The organism is Bradyrhizobium sp. AZCC 1577, from assembly GCF_036924575.1.
Classification (GTDB): domain Bacteria; phylum Pseudomonadota; class Alphaproteobacteria; order Rhizobiales; family Xanthobacteraceae; genus Bradyrhizobium.
This window is the reverse complement of sequence record NZ_JAZHRQ010000001.1, coordinates 6154338-6172617: the sequence shown is the minus strand read 5'-3', so window position 1 is coordinate 6172617 and position 18280 is coordinate 6154338. Positions and strand designations below refer to the sequence as shown.

Below are 18280 nucleotides of genomic sequence, written 5' to 3'. Positions count from 1 at the left end.
CGGCGGTCTTATGGCTCGACCGCCCCACGGAAATGCTGAATTCAGCGGGATATTTTACGATGGTCTTCACCGATATTTTCATCAAGCGCCCGGTTCTTTCGGTCGTCGTCAGCCTGCTGATCCTCCTGATCGGTCTGCGCGCCGCCAGCGTATTGCCGATCCGGCAATATCCGAAGCTGTCGAACACGGTGGTCAACATCACCACCTCATATCCGGGCGCGTCGGCTAACCTGATTCAAGGCTTCATCACCACGCCGATCGAGCAGGCGGTCGCTTCCGCCGAGGGCGTCGACTACATCACTTCCTCGTCGGTGCAGGGCACCAGCACGATTCAGGTCTACATCAAGCTGAATTTTGATCCGAACCAGGCGCTGACCGAGGTTCTCGCCAAGGTGAACTCGGTCAAATACCTGATCCCGAAGGAATCGAACGACCCGGTCATAACCAAGACGACCGGCCAGACCACGGCCGTGATGTATCTGGGCTTCTCCAGCGAAGAACTCTCGGGGTCGGCGATTTCAGACTATCTGACACGCGTGGTGCAGCCGGTGCTGTCGACGGTCGACGGCGTCGCATCCGCCGACATCCTCGGCGGCCAGACCTTTGCGATGCGGCTGTGGCTCGATCCGGTGCGAATGGCGGGCCGCGGCGTGTCGCCGAGCGACGTTTCCGCGGCGATCGCCGCCAACAACTTCCAGGCAGCAGCCGGCCAGTCCAAGGGCTATTTTATCGTCTCGAACGTCCAGACTAATACCGACCTGCGGAACCTCGAGCAGTTCAAGAAGATGATCGTCAAGTCCAAGGACGGCGGCTTCGTGCGGATCGAGGATATCGCAACCGTCGAGCTTGCGGCGCAAAGCTCGGACGCAAGCGTCGCGTTCAGCGGCGAGCGCGCGATCTTCATCGGCGTGCAGGCGACCCCGCAAGGCAACCCGCTGACGCTGGTCAAGGGCGTGCGCGCGTTGATGCCGGAGATCGAACGCAACCTGCCGCCGTCGATGAAAATGAAAGTGGCCTACGATTCCACCAAGTTCATTCAGTCGTCGATCGACGAGGTGAAGAACACGCTGATCGAGGCCGTGCTGATCGTGGTGGTCGTGATCTTCCTGTTCCTGGCCTCATTCCGCTCGGTCATCATTCCCGTGGTGACGATTCCGCTGTCGCTGATCGGCGTGTGCAGCCTGATGCTGATGATGGGATTCAGCTTCAATCTTCTGACGCTGCTGGCAATGGTGCTGGCGATCGGGCTCGTGGTCGACGACGCCATCGTGGTGGTGGAGAACATCCATCGCCATCTGGAGGAAGGAAAGACGCCGGTGCAGGCGTCGCTGCAGGGCGCGCGCGAAATCGTCGGCCCCGTGATCTCCATGACGATTACGCTTGCCGCCGTGTACGCGCCGATCGGCTTCCTCGGCGGCCTGACGGGCTCGCTGTTCCGCGAATTCGCCTTCACGCTGGCGGGCTCAGTGATCGTGTCGGGCGTGATCGCGTTGACGCTGTCGCCGATGATGTGCTCGGTCCTCCTGAAGAGCGCGGACGAGGGGCGGTTCTCGAGGCTGGTCAACAGGGTGTTCGGCTCAATGACACGCTGGTACGGCCGCCAGCTCGACCGCTCGCTCGACTATCGCCCGATCACCGGCCTGTTCGCGCTGACGATCCTGGGTCTGGTCGGTTTCCTCTACATGAACACCTCCAAGGAGCTCGCGCCCGAGGAGGACCAGGGCATCGTGTTCTCGGTGACCAAGGCGCCGAAATACGCCAACATCGATTATGTCGACTTCTACGGCGACAAGCTCGACAAGGCTTTCGCCAAGTTTCCGGAAACGGACCTGCGCTTCGTCCTCAACGGCATCAACGGCCCGCAGGGCGGCATTGCCGGCATGCTGCTCAAGCCGTGGGACGAGCGTGAGCGATCCTCGATCGCGCTGAAGCCGCTGGTGCAGGCGGAGATCAGCAAGATCGAAGGCGTCCAGGCCTTTGCGTTCAACCTGCCGCCGTTGCCGGGCGGACCGGGTGGCCTGCCGATACAGATGGTGATCAATTCGACCGCCGGCTTCCAGGCCGTCTATGACCAGATGGCGAAGCTGAAGGATGCCGCACGCAAGAGCGGTATGTTCATCGTCTCCGACAGCGACCTCGAATTCAATCAGCCGGTGGTTCGCGTCTCGATCGACCGCTCCAAGGCGAGCGACCTCGGCATCAACATGTCGCAGGTTGGCGCTACCTTACAGACGCTGTTGGGCGGCAATTACGTCAACCGCTTCAACCTCGAGGGACGCTCATACCAGGTGATCCCGCAGGTGTCGCGCGACAAGCGACTGTCGCCGGAATCGCTTGGCGGTTACTACGTCCCGACCAACACCGGGCAGCTAGTGCCGCTGTCCACCATCGTGTCGATCGAAACCGCCACCGATCCGAATGCGCTGACGCATTACAACCAGCTCAATTCAGCGACGTTCTCCGCGGTGCCGATGCCGGGCGTGACGGTCGGGCAGGCGGTGGATTTCCTGGAGGGCGAAGCGAAGAAGATGCCTGCCGGTTTTGGCCACGATTATCTGGCCGATTCCCGGCAATATGTGCAGGAAGGCAATCAGCTCGCGATCACCTTCGGCTTCGCGCTGATCATCATCTTCCTGGTGCTGGCGGCGCAGTTCGAAAGCCTGCGCGATCCGCTGGTGATCATGATCAGCGTTCCCATGGCGATCGTCGGTGCGCTGATCCCGCTGTTCTTCGGCGTGGCGACCATCAACATCTACACCCAGGTCGGATTGCTGACGCTGGTCGGCCTGATCACCAAGCACGGCATTCTGATGGTGGAGTTCGCCAACGAACTGCAGCTCAAGGAAGGCCTCGACAAGCGTTCGGCGATCGAAATGGCTGCTCGCATCCGGCTGCGGCCGATCCTGATGACGACGGCGGCGATGGTCACGGGTCTGATCCCGTTGCTGACCGCCACGGGCGCAGGCGCTGCCAGCCGGTTCTCGATCGGTCTCGTGGTGGTGGCCGGCATGTCGATCGGCACGCTGTTCACGCTGTTCGTGCTGCCGGCGGTCTATGTCTGGTTGGCCACCGATCACCAGGCCAAGGTCGGCTCCAAGCGGACCAAGGAGATCGCGGATTTCGATCTTGGGAGGCCGGCGCTCAAGCCGACCTGAGCCTTTGTAACCGCAGAATAGCAAGCGGCGGCAGCGGGAAACCGTTGCCGCCGCTTTTTCATGCCGGGATGCGACGCCGGTGTGTCTCCATGCTAAAAGATAGAAAAACAGGGAGGCAACATGACAAGCGACTTTCCCGCCGGCAATTACCGCTTCATTCCCGCCGTGTTCCAGTATTCGGGCGGTGTCGCAGCAAATCCCGGATTTGAGATCGAGCGGGTGCGGTTCGACAAATGGCTGCCGCTGGCCGAGGGCTTTGCGCGGATCGCAAGGTACATCGAGGCGGCGGGCAGGCCGCTGACGTCGTTCTGCGCCTGCGAGCTGCGCTCGCCGGCGGCATTCACCGACGAAGGGTTCCGCAATTTCAACCTGCATTACGTCAAGACGCTCAGCGAATGGGGCGTCTATGACGGCACGATCAATCCGGTGGCGCGCAGCAATGTCTGTCCGGAGATCGATCCGCCGGCTGAACCGTCATTCTACGCCTTTTCATTCACGCGGCCGAGTCAAAGCACGGCGCCGAGCTTCGTGATCGCGGGCAGCGGCGAGTCGCAGGAGGGCAATGCGAGCTATGCTGAACGCACCGTGCGTTACCGCGATGTCAGTCCCGAGGGTATTGCGGACAAGGTCCGCTACGTCGCCGGCGTGATGGAGCGGCGCATGGGCGAGTTCGGGTTCGGCTGGAAAGACGCGACTGACGTGCAGACCTACACCATCCACGATTTCCACCACGTCTTTGCGGATGCACTGGTTCGCCGCGGCGCCGCGCGTTCGGGTTTGACCTGGCATTTTGCCCGGCCGCCGGTGATTGATCTGGAATATGAGATGGATTGCCGAAGGGTGCTGCGGGAGATCGTGATCTAGAGAGGCCACCGGCGGGCCTCATGGTTCGAGACGCGCGCGAGCGCGCTCCTCACCCATGAGGGTCTCAACTACCGCTCCCTCGGATCGAGCGCGTCGCGCAAACCATCGCCGACCAGGTTGAACGACAGCACCACGAGAAAGATCGCCAGTCCCGGCCAGACCGCCATCCACGGCGCATTGGTCAGGAAGCGCTGCGCGGCATTCAGCATGCTGCCCCAGGACGGCGCGGGCGGCTGCTGGCCGAGGCCGAGGAACGACAGCGCGGCTTCGGCGATGATGGCAGCAGCTATCGACAGCGTCGCCTGCACCAATAGCGCCGGCATGATGTTCGGCAGGATGTGAAACAGCGCGATGCGCCAGCGCGGATTGCCCATGGCGCGCGCGGCCTCGACATAATCCTCGACCTTGACGCTCATCACCTGGCCGCGGGTCAGCCGCACGAAGATCGGCGTTGCCGAGATGCCGATCGCGATCATGGCGTTGCCGAGGCTGGGCCCCAAGAATGCCGCGAGCGCAATCGCCAGGATCAGGAACGGGCAGGCCAGCATCGCATCCGTGATGCGGCTGATCAGCGCGTCGATGAAGCCGCCGCGATAGCCAGACAGGAGGCCGAGCGGCACGCCGATCGACAACGCGATCCCGACCGATATGGCGCCGGCCAGAAGCGAGGCCCGCGCGCCGTAGATCACGCGGGCGAGAATGTCGCGGCCGAGTTCGTCGGTGCCGAACCAGTGCAGCGCGGAAGGCGGCTTGCGCACCAGCGACCAGCTTGTCGCGATCGGCTCATAGGGCGAGATTAGCGGCGCAAACACGGCGAGCGACATGAAGGTTGCGATCACGACAAGCCCGGCCACCGCGCCCTTGCGCTTGAAGAGCCGGCGCAGCGCGCGCCGCGCCGGGCTCTCCAGGTCGTCGGAAACAGCAATCGGTAATGCATTGAGCGTGGTGTCGGCCATGGCTTTAAGCCCTCAGCCGCGGATTGACGAGGACATAGGCGATATCGGCAATGAGATTGAGCGTGATGTAGATCGTCGCCGTCGTCAGCACGACGCCTTGCACGACCGCATAGTCGCGGTTGAAGACCGCGTCGACGATCAGCTTGCCGAAACCGGGAATCGAGAAAATCTGCTCCGTCAATACCGCGCCCGACAACAGCGTGCCCAGCTCGAGCGCGCCGAGCGTGATCACCGGCGTCAGCGCGTTGCGCATGGCGTGCTTGAGAATGACCGAGCGCTCGAGAAGCCCCTTGGCGCGGGCGGTGCGGACATAATCGCTTTCCAGCACCTGCAGCATGGCGCTGCGGGTATGCCGCATCAGGATCGCGGCAATCGCGTTGCCGAGCACGAAGGCCGGCATGATGGTGGAGGCGATGCTGGCGCGCCAGTTTTCGGTCAGCGGTACATAGCCCGACGCCGGCAGCCAGCCGAGCTGGATCGAGAACAGGAAGATCAGCATGATGCCGAGCCAGAAATTCGGCGTCGAGATCCCCCATAGCGCAAAGAAATTGGCGCCATAGTCCCAGGCCGTGCCTTTCTTCACCGCCGATATGATTCCGGCCGGAATGCCGATCAGGAAAGCGATCACGATCGCCATCGACGCAAGCTGCATCGTCACCGGCAGCTTCTGAGCGATCAATTCGCGCACCGGCACCTTGTTGCGAAGCGACTCGCCGAAATCGCCCGACAGCACGCCCTTGACCCAGTAGACGTATTGCACCGGCACCGGCTGATCGAGCCGGTACTGCTCGCGGATCTGCGCGATCACATCAGGATCGCGTTCCTCGCCGGCCATCACCAGCGCCGGATCGCCCGGCAGCAATTGCTGCAGCGAGAAGATCAGGATCGAGACGAAGAACAGCGTCGGGATGAGCTGGACGATACGCCGCGCGAGGAAGTTTAGCATGGTATTATTCGTGTCCCGGGCGCAGCGCAGCGTGCAACGCTGCGCTGCAGAACCGGGACCCACCTCGTTGAGATCGGGAGCGTCGGATCGATGGGTGTCCCGGCTCTGCGGAGCAGCGCTGCCGCGCTGCACCGCGTCCGGGACACGAGAGCGTGTAGGCGCGCCTCACTTCAGCTTCAGCCCGACCACCCGCACCAGCCCGTCCGGCATCTGCTTGTAGCCTTCGAGCTTCGTCGTATGCGCGATCAGGATGCGGCGGTGGTAGATGTAGAGCAGCGGCTTCTCCTCCAGCACGATCTTGGCCAGCTTTTCGTAAATCGCCTTGCGCTGCGCCTGATCGGTGACGAGGCGGCCGTCATCGAGTGCCTTGTCGGCCTCCTTGTTGGACCAGCCGCTGTAGTTCTGCGGCGCGTCGCTCTTCTGGAAGACATAGGAGTTGCCGTCCGGGTCGATCCGACCGCTCCAGGCCAGGAGAAAGGCCTGGTATTCTCCGGCCTCGGCCTGCTTCAACGACGTCGCGAACTCTGTGACCCTAAGCTTCATGTCGAAGCCGGCTTCCGCCGCCATCGATTGGATCACCTGAGCCGCCGCTTCGGTTTCCGCGCCCTTCGAGACCATGAAGTCCACGCTGACCGGTGGCGTGACGCCGGCTTCCTTCAACAGCGCCTTGGCCTTGGCGACGTCGCGCTTCGGTATCGGAAAGGCTTTCTGGTAATAGGGATGATCCGGGTTGATCCACTGATTTCCAGGCTTGAACTCGCCGTTGGATACCACCTGGCTGATCGCGTCGCGGTCGAGCGAGAGGTCAAGCGCCTGCCGCACCTTGGCGGACTGGCTGAGCGGCCCCTTGGCTTTGTCCTTGCCGACGTTCAGCGTCACGCCCTGATAGCCGAGCTCGATTGCGCTGGACAATTTCAGCTTCGAGTCCGCCTGCACTTCCTTGAGGTCCGTCGCGAGCACGCGTTCGATCAGGTCGAGCCCGCCGGATTTCAAATTGGCCAGGCGGACGGTCGCGTCCACCAGCGGCAGATAGACGATACGGTCGATATGGACACTGTCTTTGTTCCAATAGTCGGCGAATTTCTCGAACACCATGCGGTCCTGCTGCACGCGCTCGACGAATTTGTAGGGACCGGCGCAAACCGGACGCAGGCCGAATTTGTCGCCGGCCTCTTTGGCCGCCTTCGGCGACACCATCATCCCGGCGCGATCGGTAAGCTGCGCGACCAGAGGGGAATAGGGCGCCTTCAATGCCAGCTTGATGGTGAGGGGATCGACGACGTCGATATGATCGACGGCTGCCAGTTCCGGTTTGCGGAACGAGCCCTGCATCGTCAGGTGGCGCTCCAGCGAAAATTTTGCGGCCTCCGCATTGAAGGCCTCGCCATCGTGAAACTTGACGCCTGGCCGGAGCTTGACGGTGACTTCCTTGCCGTCGGCCGAGGTCTCGTGACTCAGCGCGAGCTGCGGCACGATGTTGAGCTTGTCGTCGATGTCGAACAGCTTGTCGCAGAATGATGCGAATACGATGCGGCCGACATAGGTGCGGGCCATGGTCGGGTCGAGGATATCGGGATCCTCGGCGAGCCCGATCCGCAGGGTGGTCTGGGCCTGAACTGTTGCCGGAAGCGACAGCAGCAGCGCCGCCGCGGTGACTGCCAAACGAAAGATTATCATGCTGCCATCCCTTATCCTCGATTACACCGCATTTGGCCGTGTCCTTGATACATCAACCCCGACGCGGCCTGCACCTTCCGTGCCACCGCTGAAGGCCGCGACCAACTTTTCCAGCACCGGCGAAAATCCGCCATCGGCGGGAACGATGGCCCCGGGTGACGGCAATTCGGCGGTGCGGTGACACGCCGTCGCGTGTCCCGTGCCGTCGGCGAGCAGGGGCGGAATTTCGGTGCGGCAGCGCTCGATGACGTAAGGGCAGCGGGTATGAAAGCGGCAGCCGGAAGGCGGATTGAGCGCGCTCGGCATCTCGCCTTCCAGCACGATGCGGCCGCGCCGGGCCTGCGGTTTGGGTACGGGAATGGCCGACAGTAGCGCACGGCTATAGGGATGCCGGGGCGCGGCGAACAGCGCTTCGGCGTCCGCCGTCTCGACGATACCGCCGAGATTCATCACGGCGACGCGGTCGGCGATGTGCTTCACGACCGCCAGATCGTGGGAGACGAAGATGTAGGCGAGGCCGAGCCGGTCCTGCAGGTCGCGCAGCAGATTGAGAATTTGCGAGCGGATCGAGACGTCGAGCGCGGAGACCGGCTCGTCGCAGATGATCAGTTTCGGCTCTACCGCCAGCGCCCGCGCAATCGCGATGCGCTGGCGCTGGCCGCCGGAAAATTCGTGCGGGTAGCGCCGGGCAAAGCGCGGCTCGAGCCCGACTAGGCGCAACAGCTCCTCGACGCGTTCGCGACGGCGCGGGGCCGGCACCAGATCGTGCAGTGCCAGCGGCTCGCTCAGAATCTGGCTCACCGTCATGCGCGGATTGAGCGACGCATAGGGATCCTGGAAAATGATCTGCGCATCGCGGCGGAAGGCGCGCAATTCGTTGGCGCCGAGCGCGCCGAGGTCGCGGCCCTCGAAGCGAACGTTGCCCGCATCCGGCTCGATCAGCCGCAGCACCAGCCGGCTGACGGTGGACTTGCCGCAACCGGACTCGCCGACCAGCGCCAGCGTCTTGCCGGCCTCGACCGTGAAGCTGACGCCGTCGACTGCCTTTACGTAGGCCGTGGGCCGGCCGAAAACCGACCGCGTGGCGACGAAATGCCTTACCAGGCCTTCGACTTCGAGCAGCGCGGTCATGATACCAGCCGCTCCAGCGGCGCGCGGATGCAGCGCGAGGCGTGGTCGGGGCTTACCGTCGCAAGCGGCGGCGGTGCGGCGATGCAGGCGTCGAGCACGAAGGGACAGCGCGCGGCGAAGCGGCAGCCGGCGGGCGGGTTCGCCATGTTCGGCACCATGCCTTCGATCGTCGCCAGGTGCTGGGTACGGCGGCCGAGCCGCGGGATCGAGCCGAGCAGGCCGACGGTGTAGGGATGCTGCGGGCTGGCAAAGAGTTCGTCGACCGGCGCGCGTTCGACGATCTCGCCGGCATACATCACCGCGACTTCGTCGCAGACTTCGGCGACCACGCCGAGATCGTGGGTGATCAGAATGATCGCGGCGCCGCTGGCGGCCTTCAGCTCGCGCATCAGATCGAGGATCTGCGCCTGCAGCGTGACGTCGAGCGCGGTGGTCGGCTCGTCGGCGATCAAGAGGCGCGGGTCGCAGGCCAACGCCATCGCGATCATCACACGCTGGCGCATGCCGCCCGACAGCTTGTGCGGATATTCGTCGACACGTCTCTCAGGCGAGGGGATGTGCACCCGGCGCAACAGCTCGATCGCGCGCTCGCGCGCCTGCCGCCGCGACCCGCCGCGATGGCGAAGGATGGTCTCGATGATCTGATCGCCGATGGTGAAGCTCGGATTGAGCGAAGTCATCGGCTCCTGAAAGATCATCGCGAGCCGATTGCCGCGCAGATCGCGCAGCGTATCGTCGGGAATGTCGAGGAGATCAAAACCGTCGAAACGGATCGAACCCGACACCTCAGCGGAACGCCTTGGCAATAATCCCATGACGGCGAGCGAGGTCACGCTCTTGCCGCAGCCGGATTCGCCGACGAGGCCAAGCGTCGCGCCATTGGCCACGCTGAGATCGACACCGTCGACCGCGTGCGTGGTGCGGCCATCATCGCCGTGGAAGACCACGCGCAGGCCCTCGATTTCGATCAACGGGTTTGCCGTCATGCCTTGCCCGCCGTGGCCGCTTCGATGCGGGCATCGATGACCATGCGGTCGGTGATCCCCGCCGGATTTTTGCGCGTCGGCAGGAAGGGACGGAAATGCACCCAGCGTTCGCGGCTCACTTGTTCCAGTCGTTCGAGTTCGGCCAACGGATCGGTATGGTCGTCGACACGCAGGTCTAGATCTGACCATTCTTCCTCGCCGTGGATCAACAGCGCCGCCGATTGCTTGCCGCGCTTGTCGCCGCCGGCGGCTTCGCCGGCCTTCATCGCTAAGATCAGCCGCTGCGCAAAGGGCAGGCTGGCATTGGCGATAAAGGCTTTCGCCGTGTCATCGAGCACGGCCGCGCCCGCCAGCATGTTGCCGGCGAGGGAGAAGCCGTCACCCTGGATATGCCCACACCAGTCGATGCATTCGCGGCCGGTATGCGCTGCGATGCGGCCCTTGATATCCATGACATGAAGTTGGCGGGCCTCGTATCCATCGTCGGTAACGAGCAGAATGTCCACCACCTCGCGGGGGCTGCGGCCTTCGCGCAACAGCTTCACGCCGTCGATGCCGTAATAGGGATTGACCAGCGCCTGCGTCGCGATGCCGCCGATGCCGGGCGCGATATGCGGCACGCGCGCGCCGACCGCAAAAAATCGGGTCGCGACGGCGATGCCGATCTGGCCGGTTGAGGAATCACGGGCAATGATCGACCAAGTCATCTCAAGTCGCCTCTACCGGCCCGCCGCGTAGCCCTGCATGCCCCTCGGATTGGCGGCGGCGCGGCGACGACGACCGACCTTGGAGGCCGCGGTGAGGCGGCCTTCCGACCATTCGGGACCGATCTCGACGACATGTCCGCGGCTCTTCAGCGTGTCGACAGTCGCGTTCGGTACGCGGCTTTCGAGCACGAGCACGCCGGGACGCGCGGTGCGCGGCCAGAACGAAATCGGAAAATGTTCGGAGTGCCAGGCCGGCGCATCGATCGCTTCCTGCAGGTTCAGTTTGGCGTGGACATGCCGCAGGAAGAACTGCGTGGTCCATTGATCCTGCTGGTCGCCGCCGGGCGATCCCCAAGCCATGTAGGGCTCGCCGTCGCGCAGCGCCATGGTGGGCGAGAGCGTGGTGCGCGGCCGTTTGCCGGGCGCAAGTGCTGCCGGGTGATCTTCCTCCAGCCAGAACATCTGCGCGCGGCTGCCGAGGCAGAAGCCGAGTTCGGGAATGACCGGCGAGGATTGCAGCCAGCCGCCGGACGGCGTCGCCGAGATCATGTTGCCGGCCTGGTCGATGATGTCGAAATGCACGGTGTCGCCGCGCACCTCGCCGAACCGGCCGACGGTCGGCTCGCCCGCGCCCATGGCGCCGACCGCTTCGCGATGGCCTTCCGCACGGCGCAGCTTGACGATCGACCCGAAACCTTCGACCGATCCCGGGATGAAATTGAGCGAGGCCTTATCCCCAGAGATCAGCTTGCGGCGCTCGTCATTGTAGGCATCCGACAACAGCGTCGCGATCGGGATATCGGTAAATTTCGGGTCGCCATAAAACTTCTCGCGGTCAGCGAAGGCGAGTTTCGCGCATTCGATCTGCAGATGGATGAAGTCGGGCCCGGCAGGATCGAGCCCGTCGAGCTCAAAACCCTTGAGCAACGCTAGTTGCTGCAGCATTACCGGGCCCTGGCTCCAGACGCCGGGCTTGCAGACGGTGTAGCGGCCGTAATCATAGGTCAGCGGCGCCTCGACGGTCGGCTGCCAGCGTGCCATGTCGTCGGCACTTAGCACGCCGCGATGCGGTGAGCCGCTGACGTCCATCACGTCCTGGGTGCTGCAGAACTTGTCGATCGCTTCCGCCACGAAACCCTGCGACCAGGACTTTCGCGCGCACTCGATCTGTGCGACGCGGTCGCCGCCCGCGCTTTCCGCCCCGTTGAGGATGCGGGCGTAGGTTTCGGAGAGCTGCTTGTTGGTGAACAGCGTGCCGGGTCTTGGCACTTCATTGTTCGGCAGGTAGACCGCCGCCGATGTCGTCCAGTGCTTCCTGAACAACTGCTCGACGACCTGGATCGTTGCGGAAGCGCGCTCGACCAGCGGATAGCCGTCGCGGGCGTAGGCGATCGCGGGCTCCAGCACATCGCGCAGCCGCATCGTGCCGTAATCGCGCAAGAGCAGCATCCAGGATTCGAATGTGCCGGGCACGCACGCGGCGAGGAGCCCGGTGCCGGGCACCATCTCCAGCCCCTCGCTCTTGTAGTGCGCAATGGTTGCCTTCGCAGGCGCCGGACCCTGGCCGCAGATCACCTCGGTGCGGCCGCGCCTGGTGTCATGCACGATGATCGGCACGTCGCCGCCCGGGCCGTTCAGGTGCGGCTCCACCACCTGCAGCGTGAAGGCCGTGGCAACGCCGGCATCGAATGCGTTGCCGCCCTTTTCCAGGATGCTCATCCCGACGGCGGTCGCGATCCAGTGGGTCGACGTGACGACGCCAAAGGTGCCTTCGATTTCCGGCCTTGTGGTGAACGGATCGGGATTGATGTTGCTCATGGGAATCCAATGCCGTGCTGGTATCCTAGAGCATGATCCGGAAAAGTGGACACCGGTTTTTCCGAAAAGATCATGCTCAAACAAGAAGATGATCTACGAGCATGCTTCAACTCAGTTGAAGCATGCTCTAGTGCGCGCACTTGATCACAGGCGAGGCTGGATGCCAACCGCTGGGATGCCACGCATTGCACCCATCTCCGTGATCATACCGCGGCGGCAGCCTCAACCGGTTGGTTGACGGCGTGGCAGGCAACCCCGTTGATCAGCTCGGGCGTTTGCCGCCGGCACAGATCGAAGGCGAGCGGACAACGCGGGTTGAAGGCGCAGCCGGGCGGCGGATCGATCGGATTCGGGATCTCGCCCCTGACCGGAATCCGCTGCCGGCCGGACATCGCGAGATCAGGAACCGCGCCGAGCAGCATTTTGGTGTAGGGCATCCGCGGATTGGCGAACAATTCGCGGCCCTCGGCGATTTCAACAATACGACCGAGATACATCACGCCGATGCGCGTCGCCATGTGGCGGACCACGGCGAGGTTATGGCTGATGAGGAGATAGGTGAGGCCGAATTTGTCCTGCAGGTCGCGCATCAGATTGAGGATCTGCGCCTGCACGGAGACGTCGAGCGCCGAGGTCGGCTCGTCGCAAACAATAAACTCGGCATCTGACGCCAGCGCGCGCGCAATCGCGATGCGCTGGCGCTGGCCGCCGGAGAATTCATGCGGATATTTCAGGCCGTCATCAGGATGCAGGCCCACGAGATTCAACAATTCGCCGACGCGAAACTGAATATCGCGCTCGCCCTGGATCAGGTCGAAGGCGCGGATCGGCTCGGAGACGATGGCATCGACCCGGAAGCGGGGATTGAGGCTCGCGTAGGGGTCCTGAAAAATCATCTGGATGCGGCGGCGCAGCCGCTGCCGCGCCTGCGCCTGCCTGGCATTGGTCATCGAGACGCCGTCGATGACGACTTCGCCCGAAGTCGGCGGCAGAAGTCCCACGACCATCCGCGCCACGGTCGTCTTGCCCGAGCCGGATTCCCCGACGAGAGCAAAAGTCTCGCCCTTCCTGATGTTGAACGTCACGCCATCGACGGCTTTCAGGAATTCCGGACGGCCGCCTTCCAGCACGCGGTTGAGCCACGGCTTCGAGACGTCGAACACGCGGCGCAAATTCCTCACATCGACAAAAGGCGGGCTCATGCCACGGTCTCCTTCGCCGCTTCATGGGGCGCGGTGTCGAAGAGATGGCAGGCCACGGCGTGCGAACCGTGCTTGAGCGGCTCCGGCCGATCGACGCGGCAACGGTCGAATGCAAATGCGCAACGCGGATTGAACGAGCAGCCCGGCGGGATCGCCGACAGCCGCGGCATCGAGCCCGGTATTTGCACCAGCCGCTTGTCTTCGCCCGCGAGCGTCGGGATCGCGCCCATCAGGCCCTTGGCATAGGGGTGCAGTGGGTTCTGCACCACATCCTGCACCGGGCCGATCTCGGCGATCCGGCCCGAATACATCACCGCGACCCGGTCGGAAGTCTCGGCGATCACGCCCATGTCGTGGGTGACCAGCATCACCGCCGTGCCATGGTCGCGCCCGAGGCGCTTGATCAGCGAGATGATCTGCGCCTGCACGGAGACGTCGAGCGCGGTGGTCGGTTCGTCGGCGATGATCAGCTCCGGCTCGGCGCAGATCGCCAGCGCAATCACGACGCGCTGGCGCATGCCGCCGGAGAATTCGTGCGGATAGGCGTCGATGCGTTTGTCCGGTGCGGGGATGCCGACCTCGGCCAAGAGATCGATGGCGCGCTTGCGCGCGGCGGTCTCCGACAGGTTCAAGTGGGTTCGGATAGTCTCGACGATCTGGTCGCCGATCCGGTAGAGCGGATTGAGGCTTGTCAGCGGATCCTGAAAGATCATCCCGATCCGTTTGCCCCGGATACGGCGGATTTCTTCCGGCGGCAGGTGATCGATCCGCGTTCCCGACAGATAGATCTCGCCGCCCGAAATGCGGCCGGGAGGATCGATCAGTCCGATCACGGCTAGTCCCGTGACCGATTTCCCGGCGCCGGATTCGCCGACCACGCCGAGCACTTCGCCCTTGGCGATGTCGAAAGAAACGCCGTTGATCGCGCGCAGCGTGCTGCGGCGGGTGAGGAATTCCACCTCGAGGTCACGCACGGAGAGGACGGGAACGGTCATCGGAGCTTTGGATTGAGCGCGTCGCGCAGCCAGTCGCCGAGCAGGTTGATGGAAAGGATTAGCCCCGCCAGCGCGATGCCGGGGAACGCGACGATCCACCATTCGCCGGCAAACAGATAGTTGTTGCCGATCCGGATCAGGGTACCGAGCGAGGGCATGGTGTCGGGCATGCCGGCGCCCAGGAACGACAGCGTCGCCTCGGTGATGATGGCAAGCGCGAGGTTGATGGTTGCAATCACCAGGATCGGACCCATGGTGTTGGGCAGCACGTGGCGCAGCATGATCTTCGGCGCGGGAAGGCCGATCAGTTGCGCGGCTGCGACATAGTCCTTGTTCTTCTCGACCATGACCGAGCCGCGCACGGTGCGAGCGTATTGCACCCAGAAACTGAGGCCGATCGCAACCACCAAGACTGCCAGCGTGCTCACGGCGTCGAGCCGGTTGTTGAACACCGATTTGGCGACGCCGTTGACCAATAGCGCGATCAGGATGGCCGGGAAGGTGAGCTGCACGTCGGCGATGCGCATGATCAGCCCGTCGACCGCACCACCGACATAGCCTGCAATGAGGCCAAGCGTGATGCCGAGCGTGCCGGCGAAGATGACGCCGAGCACGCCGACGACGAGCGAAATCCGCAAGCCGTAAAGGATCGCAGAAAACACGTCGCGGCCCTGTTCGTCGGTGCCGAGCAGGAACGGACTTTGGCCCTCGGCGGTCCACAGCGGCGAGATCCGCGAATTCATCAACTGCAGTTGCGCCGGATCGAACGGGTTTTGCACGGCGAGTTGCGATGCAAAGATCGCCAGCAGGAAGAACAGGACCGTTACTGCCGCCGCCACCATCGTCATCCGGGAGCGGCGGAACGAGTAAAAGATGTCGCTGTCGAGCACGCGCTTCAGCCAGCTCGCGTTCGAGCGTGCCCGCTGCGGGCTCGACTCTATTCGGTGTGGTACTACGGCGTCAGACATATCAGTCTCGCTTATGCCGGACGGCGGATGGTCGAGCGCAGGCGCGGATCGACGACGGTGTAGAGGATATCGACCACCAGATTGATGGTAACGAAAATCAGCGACACCATCAGCAGGTAGGCGGCCATGATCGGGATATCGACATTTTGCACGGCCTGCACGAACAACAATCCCATACCCGGCCACTGGAAGACGGTTTCGGTGATGATGGCAAATGCAATTACCGAGCCAAACTGCAGGCCGGCGACGGTGATGACGGGAACCAGCGTGTTCTTCAGCGCGTGGCCGAAATGTATCGCGCGCGTGGTCAGGCCGCGGGCGCGGGCGAAGCGGATGTAGTCGGTGCGGAGCACTTCGAGCATTTCAGCGCGCACCAGCCGCATGATCAAGGTCATCTGAAACAGGCCCAGCGTAATCGAAGGCATGATCAGCGCCTTCAGGCCGGAAAGCGTGAGCAGGCCGGTGGTCCACCAGCCGATCCGCACCACTTCGCCGCGGCCGAATGAAGGCAGCCAGCCCAGCGTCACCGAAAACAGATAGATGAGAAGGATGCCGATCAGGAAGGTCGGCAGCGAGATTCCGATCAGCGACACCGCCTGGAAGAATTTTGTCAGAATCGTATCGCGCCGCAGCGCCGAATAGACCCCCATCAGGATGCCGAACACCATGGCGAGAACGGTGGCGCAGGCGGCCAGCTCCAGCGTCGCCGGCATTCGTTCCATCAACAGGTTCGAAACCGGCTGGCGGAACTGATAGGAGACCCCGAACTTGAATTGCGCGGCATTGGCGAAATAGCGTGCGAACTGCACCGGCACGGGATCGTCGAGCCCGAGCGACTTGCGCACCGCCTCGCGTTCGGCGGCCGGCGTATCCAATGAGACGATCTGGTTGACGGGATCGCCGGCGAAACGGAACATCGAGAACGCGATCACGCCGACTGCGATCATGACGCCGATGGCCTGGATTGCGCGGCGAAGAGTGAAAGCGAGCATGTATTCCTTTCACTGCTCTCTTGGTGCGGCGGCGGACGTCGCTGTCGCCTGGAAACGAAAGGTCCCGGAAGCACCAAGCCGCCGGGACCTCGTTTGACGCCCGACTAGTCCTGTTTGGTCGCCCAGTACAGCAGAACCTGATTGTCGGCGCGCTGCGTCAGCTTCACCTTTTTCGACACACCCCAGGCCAGCGCCTGCTGATGCAGCGGGATATAACCGAAATCCTTGTCGAGGATCTGGTAAGCGCTCTTGATCAACTGATCGCGCTTGGTGGTGTCGGCTTCCTGCAATATCTTGTCGGTGAGGGCGTCGATTTCCTTGTTGCAATACCCGCTGAGATTGTTCTCTCCGCGCGAACTCTTGGGATCGTCGCGACAGCCGATAACGTCGTAGAGCACGTTATGGGAATCGAGAGTTCCGGGAGTCCAGCCCAACAGAAAGAACGACGTCTGATAGCCGCCCGCCTTCAGAACCTTGGCGAAGTACTGCGCCTTGGGTTGCGCGAGGAGGTCAACCTTGACGCCGATCCGGGCCAGCATGCTGACTACCGCCTGGCAGATCGGGGCGTCATTGACGTAACGGTCGTTGGGGCAGTCCAGGCTGACTTCGAAACCGTCGGGGTAGCCAGCCTCCGCCAGCAGCTTCTTGGCCCCATCCGGATCGGCTTTCGGCCGCGTGAAATCCTTTGACAGCGCAAATAATTGCGGTGCGATCATCAGCGCCGATGGCGTGGAAAGTCCGCGCATCACTCGGGTCTTGATCAGCTCGACATCGATTGCCTTGTAGAAGGCCTCGCGAACGCGAACGTCCTTGAAGGGGTTCTTGCCCTTGATGTTGGAATACAGCAATTCATCGCGAACCGTGTCCATGCCGAGAAAGATGGTGCGAAGTTCCGGTCCCTTCAGCACCTGGGCGTTGGGGCTGGAATCCACGCGTGTGATATCCTGGATCGGAACCGGCTCGATGACGTCGACTTCGCCCGACAGCAGGGCGGCCACGCGCGTGGCGGCGGAGCCGATCGGCGTGAAGACGATCTCTTTCAGATTGTGCTCGGGCTCGCGCCACCAGTTCGGATTTGGCTTGAACACCGTTTTCACCCCGGGCTGATGGCTCTCGATGATGAAGGGACCGGTGCCATTAGCGTTAAGCGAGGCAAAACTCGGCGAAGTTGCCGCCACTGGAGTCGGGGCGATCGAGTTGTTCGCCTCGGCCCATTTCTTGTCCATGATGTACCAGGTATCCCATTGCGAATGCAGAATGGGATTTGGCGAGGTCAGGATGAAATCCACGGTGTAGTCGTCGACCTTGACGACCTTGGCATCGGACGGAATGCGGGTGGGAAGGTTCGAGCCCTTGGCACGAACGCGCTCTGCCGAGAAAACGACATCGTCGGCAGTGAAGGGGTCGCCGTTGTGGAATTTGACGCCCTTGCGTAGATGAAAGCGCCAACGGGTCGGTTCTGGGGTTTCCCAGCTTTCCGCCAGGGCAGGGACGATTTTCAGGTCCTTGTCGCGAGCGATCAGACCCTCATAGGCGTGGCCGAGATGGGCGTGGGTGGTGGTTTCGTTCAGTGTATAGGGGTCGAGCGACTTGAGGTCACCCTGATTGGCATAGCGCAGGCTCTGAGCCGATGCCGGCGCCATTGCCACGGCAAGGATGGAAGCCGTGGCCGCTGCAAGCAAAGTCTGACGTACCGACATTTGTCGATTTCCCCGATTTTGATCAGCAATTTCCGCCGGATATTGCCGAGCCATGTTGCCAGAGTCCAGCCACCGCGCAAGCTTCATTATCCCGCACTGCGTGCCGGTTTGCGCGGCGGTGCGGCAATGACTAGTCTCACCTCAAGTCTCACCTTAAGACGCATGCGCAAGCACGTTACATTG

General features: G+C 63.0%; 14 protein-coding genes. 2 read left to right on the top strand and 12 right to left on the bottom strand.

What is annotated here, in order from left to right:
* Positions 1–59: 59 nt before the first annotated feature.
* The gene (locus tag V1278_RS29275; RefSeq protein ID WP_334367719.1) at positions 60–3155 is read left to right on the top strand and encodes a MexW/MexI family multidrug efflux RND transporter permease subunit; all 3096 of its coding nucleotides are present in this window, start codon (positions 60–62) and stop codon (positions 3153–3155) included.
* A gap of 120 nt (positions 3156–3275) precedes the next feature.
* Positions 3276–4019, top strand: coding sequence for a 2-amino-5-chloromuconate deaminase CnbZ (gene cnbZ / locus V1278_RS29270; RefSeq protein ID WP_334383080.1), 744 nt, complete (start codon positions 3276–3278; stop codon positions 4017–4019).
* Between the two features lie 68 nt (positions 4020–4087).
* Here the strand turns inward: cnbZ and V1278_RS29265 are convergent, their stop codons facing one another.
* The 12 genes from V1278_RS29265 to V1278_RS29210 all read right to left on the bottom strand — a co-directional run bounded on the left by V1278_RS29265 (position 4088) and on the right by V1278_RS29210 (position 18097).
* Entirely contained in the window at positions 4088–4975 is an 888-nt protein-coding gene (locus tag V1278_RS29265) for an ABC transporter permease (RefSeq protein WP_334383079.1), read from the bottom strand.
* Positions 4976–4979: 4 nt separating this feature from the next.
* Positions 4980–5921: an ABC transporter permease gene (locus V1278_RS29260; protein WP_028350083.1), complete on the bottom strand. Its 942-nt coding sequence runs from the start codon at positions 5919–5921 to the stop codon at positions 4980–4982.
* A 165-nt stretch (positions 5922–6086) separates the two neighbouring features.
* Complete coding sequence (locus tag V1278_RS29255) at positions 6087–7598, bottom strand: ABC transporter substrate-binding protein (protein WP_334383078.1); 1512 nt, start codon at positions 7596–7598, stop codon at positions 6087–6089.
* Between the two features lie 21 nt (positions 7599–7619).
* Positions 7620–8729, bottom strand: a complete 1110-nt coding sequence (locus V1278_RS29250) for an ABC transporter ATP-binding protein (RefSeq protein ID WP_334367723.1) — start codon at positions 8727–8729, stop codon at positions 7620–7622.
* Complete coding sequence (locus V1278_RS29245; RefSeq protein ID WP_334367724.1) at positions 8726–9715, bottom strand: ABC transporter ATP-binding protein; 990 nt, start codon at positions 9713–9715, stop codon at positions 8726–8728. The genes V1278_RS29250 and V1278_RS29245 overlap by 4 nt, the downstream gene beginning before the upstream one ends.
* On the bottom strand, positions 9712–10422 hold the full coding sequence (locus V1278_RS29240) for a DUF1028 domain-containing protein (RefSeq protein ID WP_334383077.1): 711 nt from the start codon (positions 10420–10422) through the stop codon (positions 9712–9714). The genes V1278_RS29245 and V1278_RS29240 overlap by 4 nt, the downstream gene beginning before the upstream one ends.
* A 12-nt stretch (positions 10423–10434) precedes the next feature.
* Positions 10435–12240 carry a gamma-glutamyltransferase family protein gene (locus V1278_RS29235; RefSeq protein WP_334383076.1) on the bottom strand — a complete coding sequence of 602 codons (1806 nt, stop codon included), beginning with the start codon at positions 12238–12240 and terminating at the stop codon, positions 10435–10437.
* 203 nt (positions 12241–12443) lie between these two features.
* On the bottom strand, positions 12444–13442 hold the full coding sequence (locus V1278_RS29230; RefSeq protein WP_334383075.1) for an ABC transporter ATP-binding protein: 999 nt from the start codon (positions 13440–13442) through the stop codon (positions 12444–12446).
* Complete coding sequence (locus V1278_RS29225; RefSeq protein WP_334383074.1) at positions 13439–14437, bottom strand: ABC transporter ATP-binding protein; 999 nt, start codon at positions 14435–14437, stop codon at positions 13439–13441. The genes V1278_RS29230 and V1278_RS29225 overlap by 4 nt, the downstream gene beginning before the upstream one ends.
* Complete coding sequence (locus tag V1278_RS29220) at positions 14434–15405, bottom strand: ABC transporter permease (RefSeq protein WP_334367729.1); 972 nt, start codon at positions 15403–15405, stop codon at positions 14434–14436. The genes V1278_RS29225 and V1278_RS29220 overlap by 4 nt, the downstream gene beginning before the upstream one ends.
* 11 nt (positions 15406–15416) lie before the next feature.
* Positions 15417–16397 carry an ABC transporter permease gene (locus V1278_RS29215; protein ID WP_028350075.1) on the bottom strand — a complete coding sequence of 327 codons (981 nt, stop codon included), beginning with the start codon at positions 16395–16397 and terminating at the stop codon, positions 15417–15419.
* Between the two features lie 104 nt (positions 16398–16501).
* Positions 16502–18097: an ABC transporter substrate-binding protein gene (locus V1278_RS29210; protein ID WP_334383073.1), complete on the bottom strand. Its 1596-nt coding sequence runs from the start codon at positions 18095–18097 to the stop codon at positions 16502–16504.
* Positions 18098–18280 lie beyond the last annotated feature (183 nt).

Excerpts from the sequence above, each read along its gene's own strand:
- V1278_RS29255 (WP_334383078.1), bottom strand. The coding sequence starts at position 7,598 with ATGATAATCTTTCGTTTGGCAGTCACCGCGGCGGCGCTGCTGCTGTCG.
- cnbZ (WP_334383080.1), top strand. The coding sequence starts at position 3,276 with ATGACAAGCGACTTTCCCGCCGGCAATTACCGCTTCATTCCCGCCGTG.
- V1278_RS29250 (WP_334367723.1), bottom strand. The coding sequence starts at position 8,729 with ATGACCGCGCTGCTCGAAGTCGAAGGCCTGGTAAGGCATTTCGTCGCC.
- V1278_RS29275 (WP_334367719.1), top strand. The coding sequence starts at position 60 with ATGGTCTTCACCGATATTTTCATCAAGCGCCCGGTTCTTTCGGTCGTC.
- V1278_RS29215 (WP_028350075.1), bottom strand. The coding sequence starts at position 16,397 with ATGCTCGCTTTCACTCTTCGCCGCGCAATCCAGGCCATCGGCGTCATG.
- V1278_RS29265 (WP_334383079.1), bottom strand. The coding sequence starts at position 4,975 with ATGGCCGACACCACGCTCAATGCATTACCGATTGCTGTTTCCGACGAC.
- V1278_RS29260 (WP_028350083.1), bottom strand. The coding sequence starts at position 5,921 with ATGCTAAACTTCCTCGCGCGGCGTATCGTCCAGCTCATCCCGACGCTG.
- V1278_RS29230 (WP_334383075.1), bottom strand. The coding sequence starts at position 13,442 with ATGAGCCCGCCTTTTGTCGATGTGAGGAATTTGCGCCGCGTGTTCGAC.
- V1278_RS29210 (WP_334383073.1), bottom strand. The coding sequence starts at position 18,097 with ATGTCGGTACGTCAGACTTTGCTTGCAGCGGCCACGGCTTCCATCCTT.
- V1278_RS29240 (WP_334383077.1), bottom strand. The coding sequence starts at position 10,422 with ATGACTTGGTCGATCATTGCCCGTGATTCCTCAACCGGCCAGATCGGC.
- V1278_RS29225 (WP_334383074.1), bottom strand. The coding sequence starts at position 14,437 with ATGACCGTTCCCGTCCTCTCCGTGCGTGACCTCGAGGTGGAATTCCTC.
- V1278_RS29220 (WP_334367729.1), bottom strand. The coding sequence starts at position 15,405 with ATGTCTGACGCCGTAGTACCACACCGAATAGAGTCGAGCCCGCAGCGG.
- V1278_RS29245 (WP_334367724.1), bottom strand. The coding sequence starts at position 9,715 with ATGACGGCAAACCCGTTGATCGAAATCGAGGGCCTGCGCGTGGTCTTC.
- V1278_RS29235 (WP_334383076.1), bottom strand. The coding sequence starts at position 12,240 with ATGAGCAACATCAATCCCGATCCGTTCACCACAAGGCCGGAAATCGAA.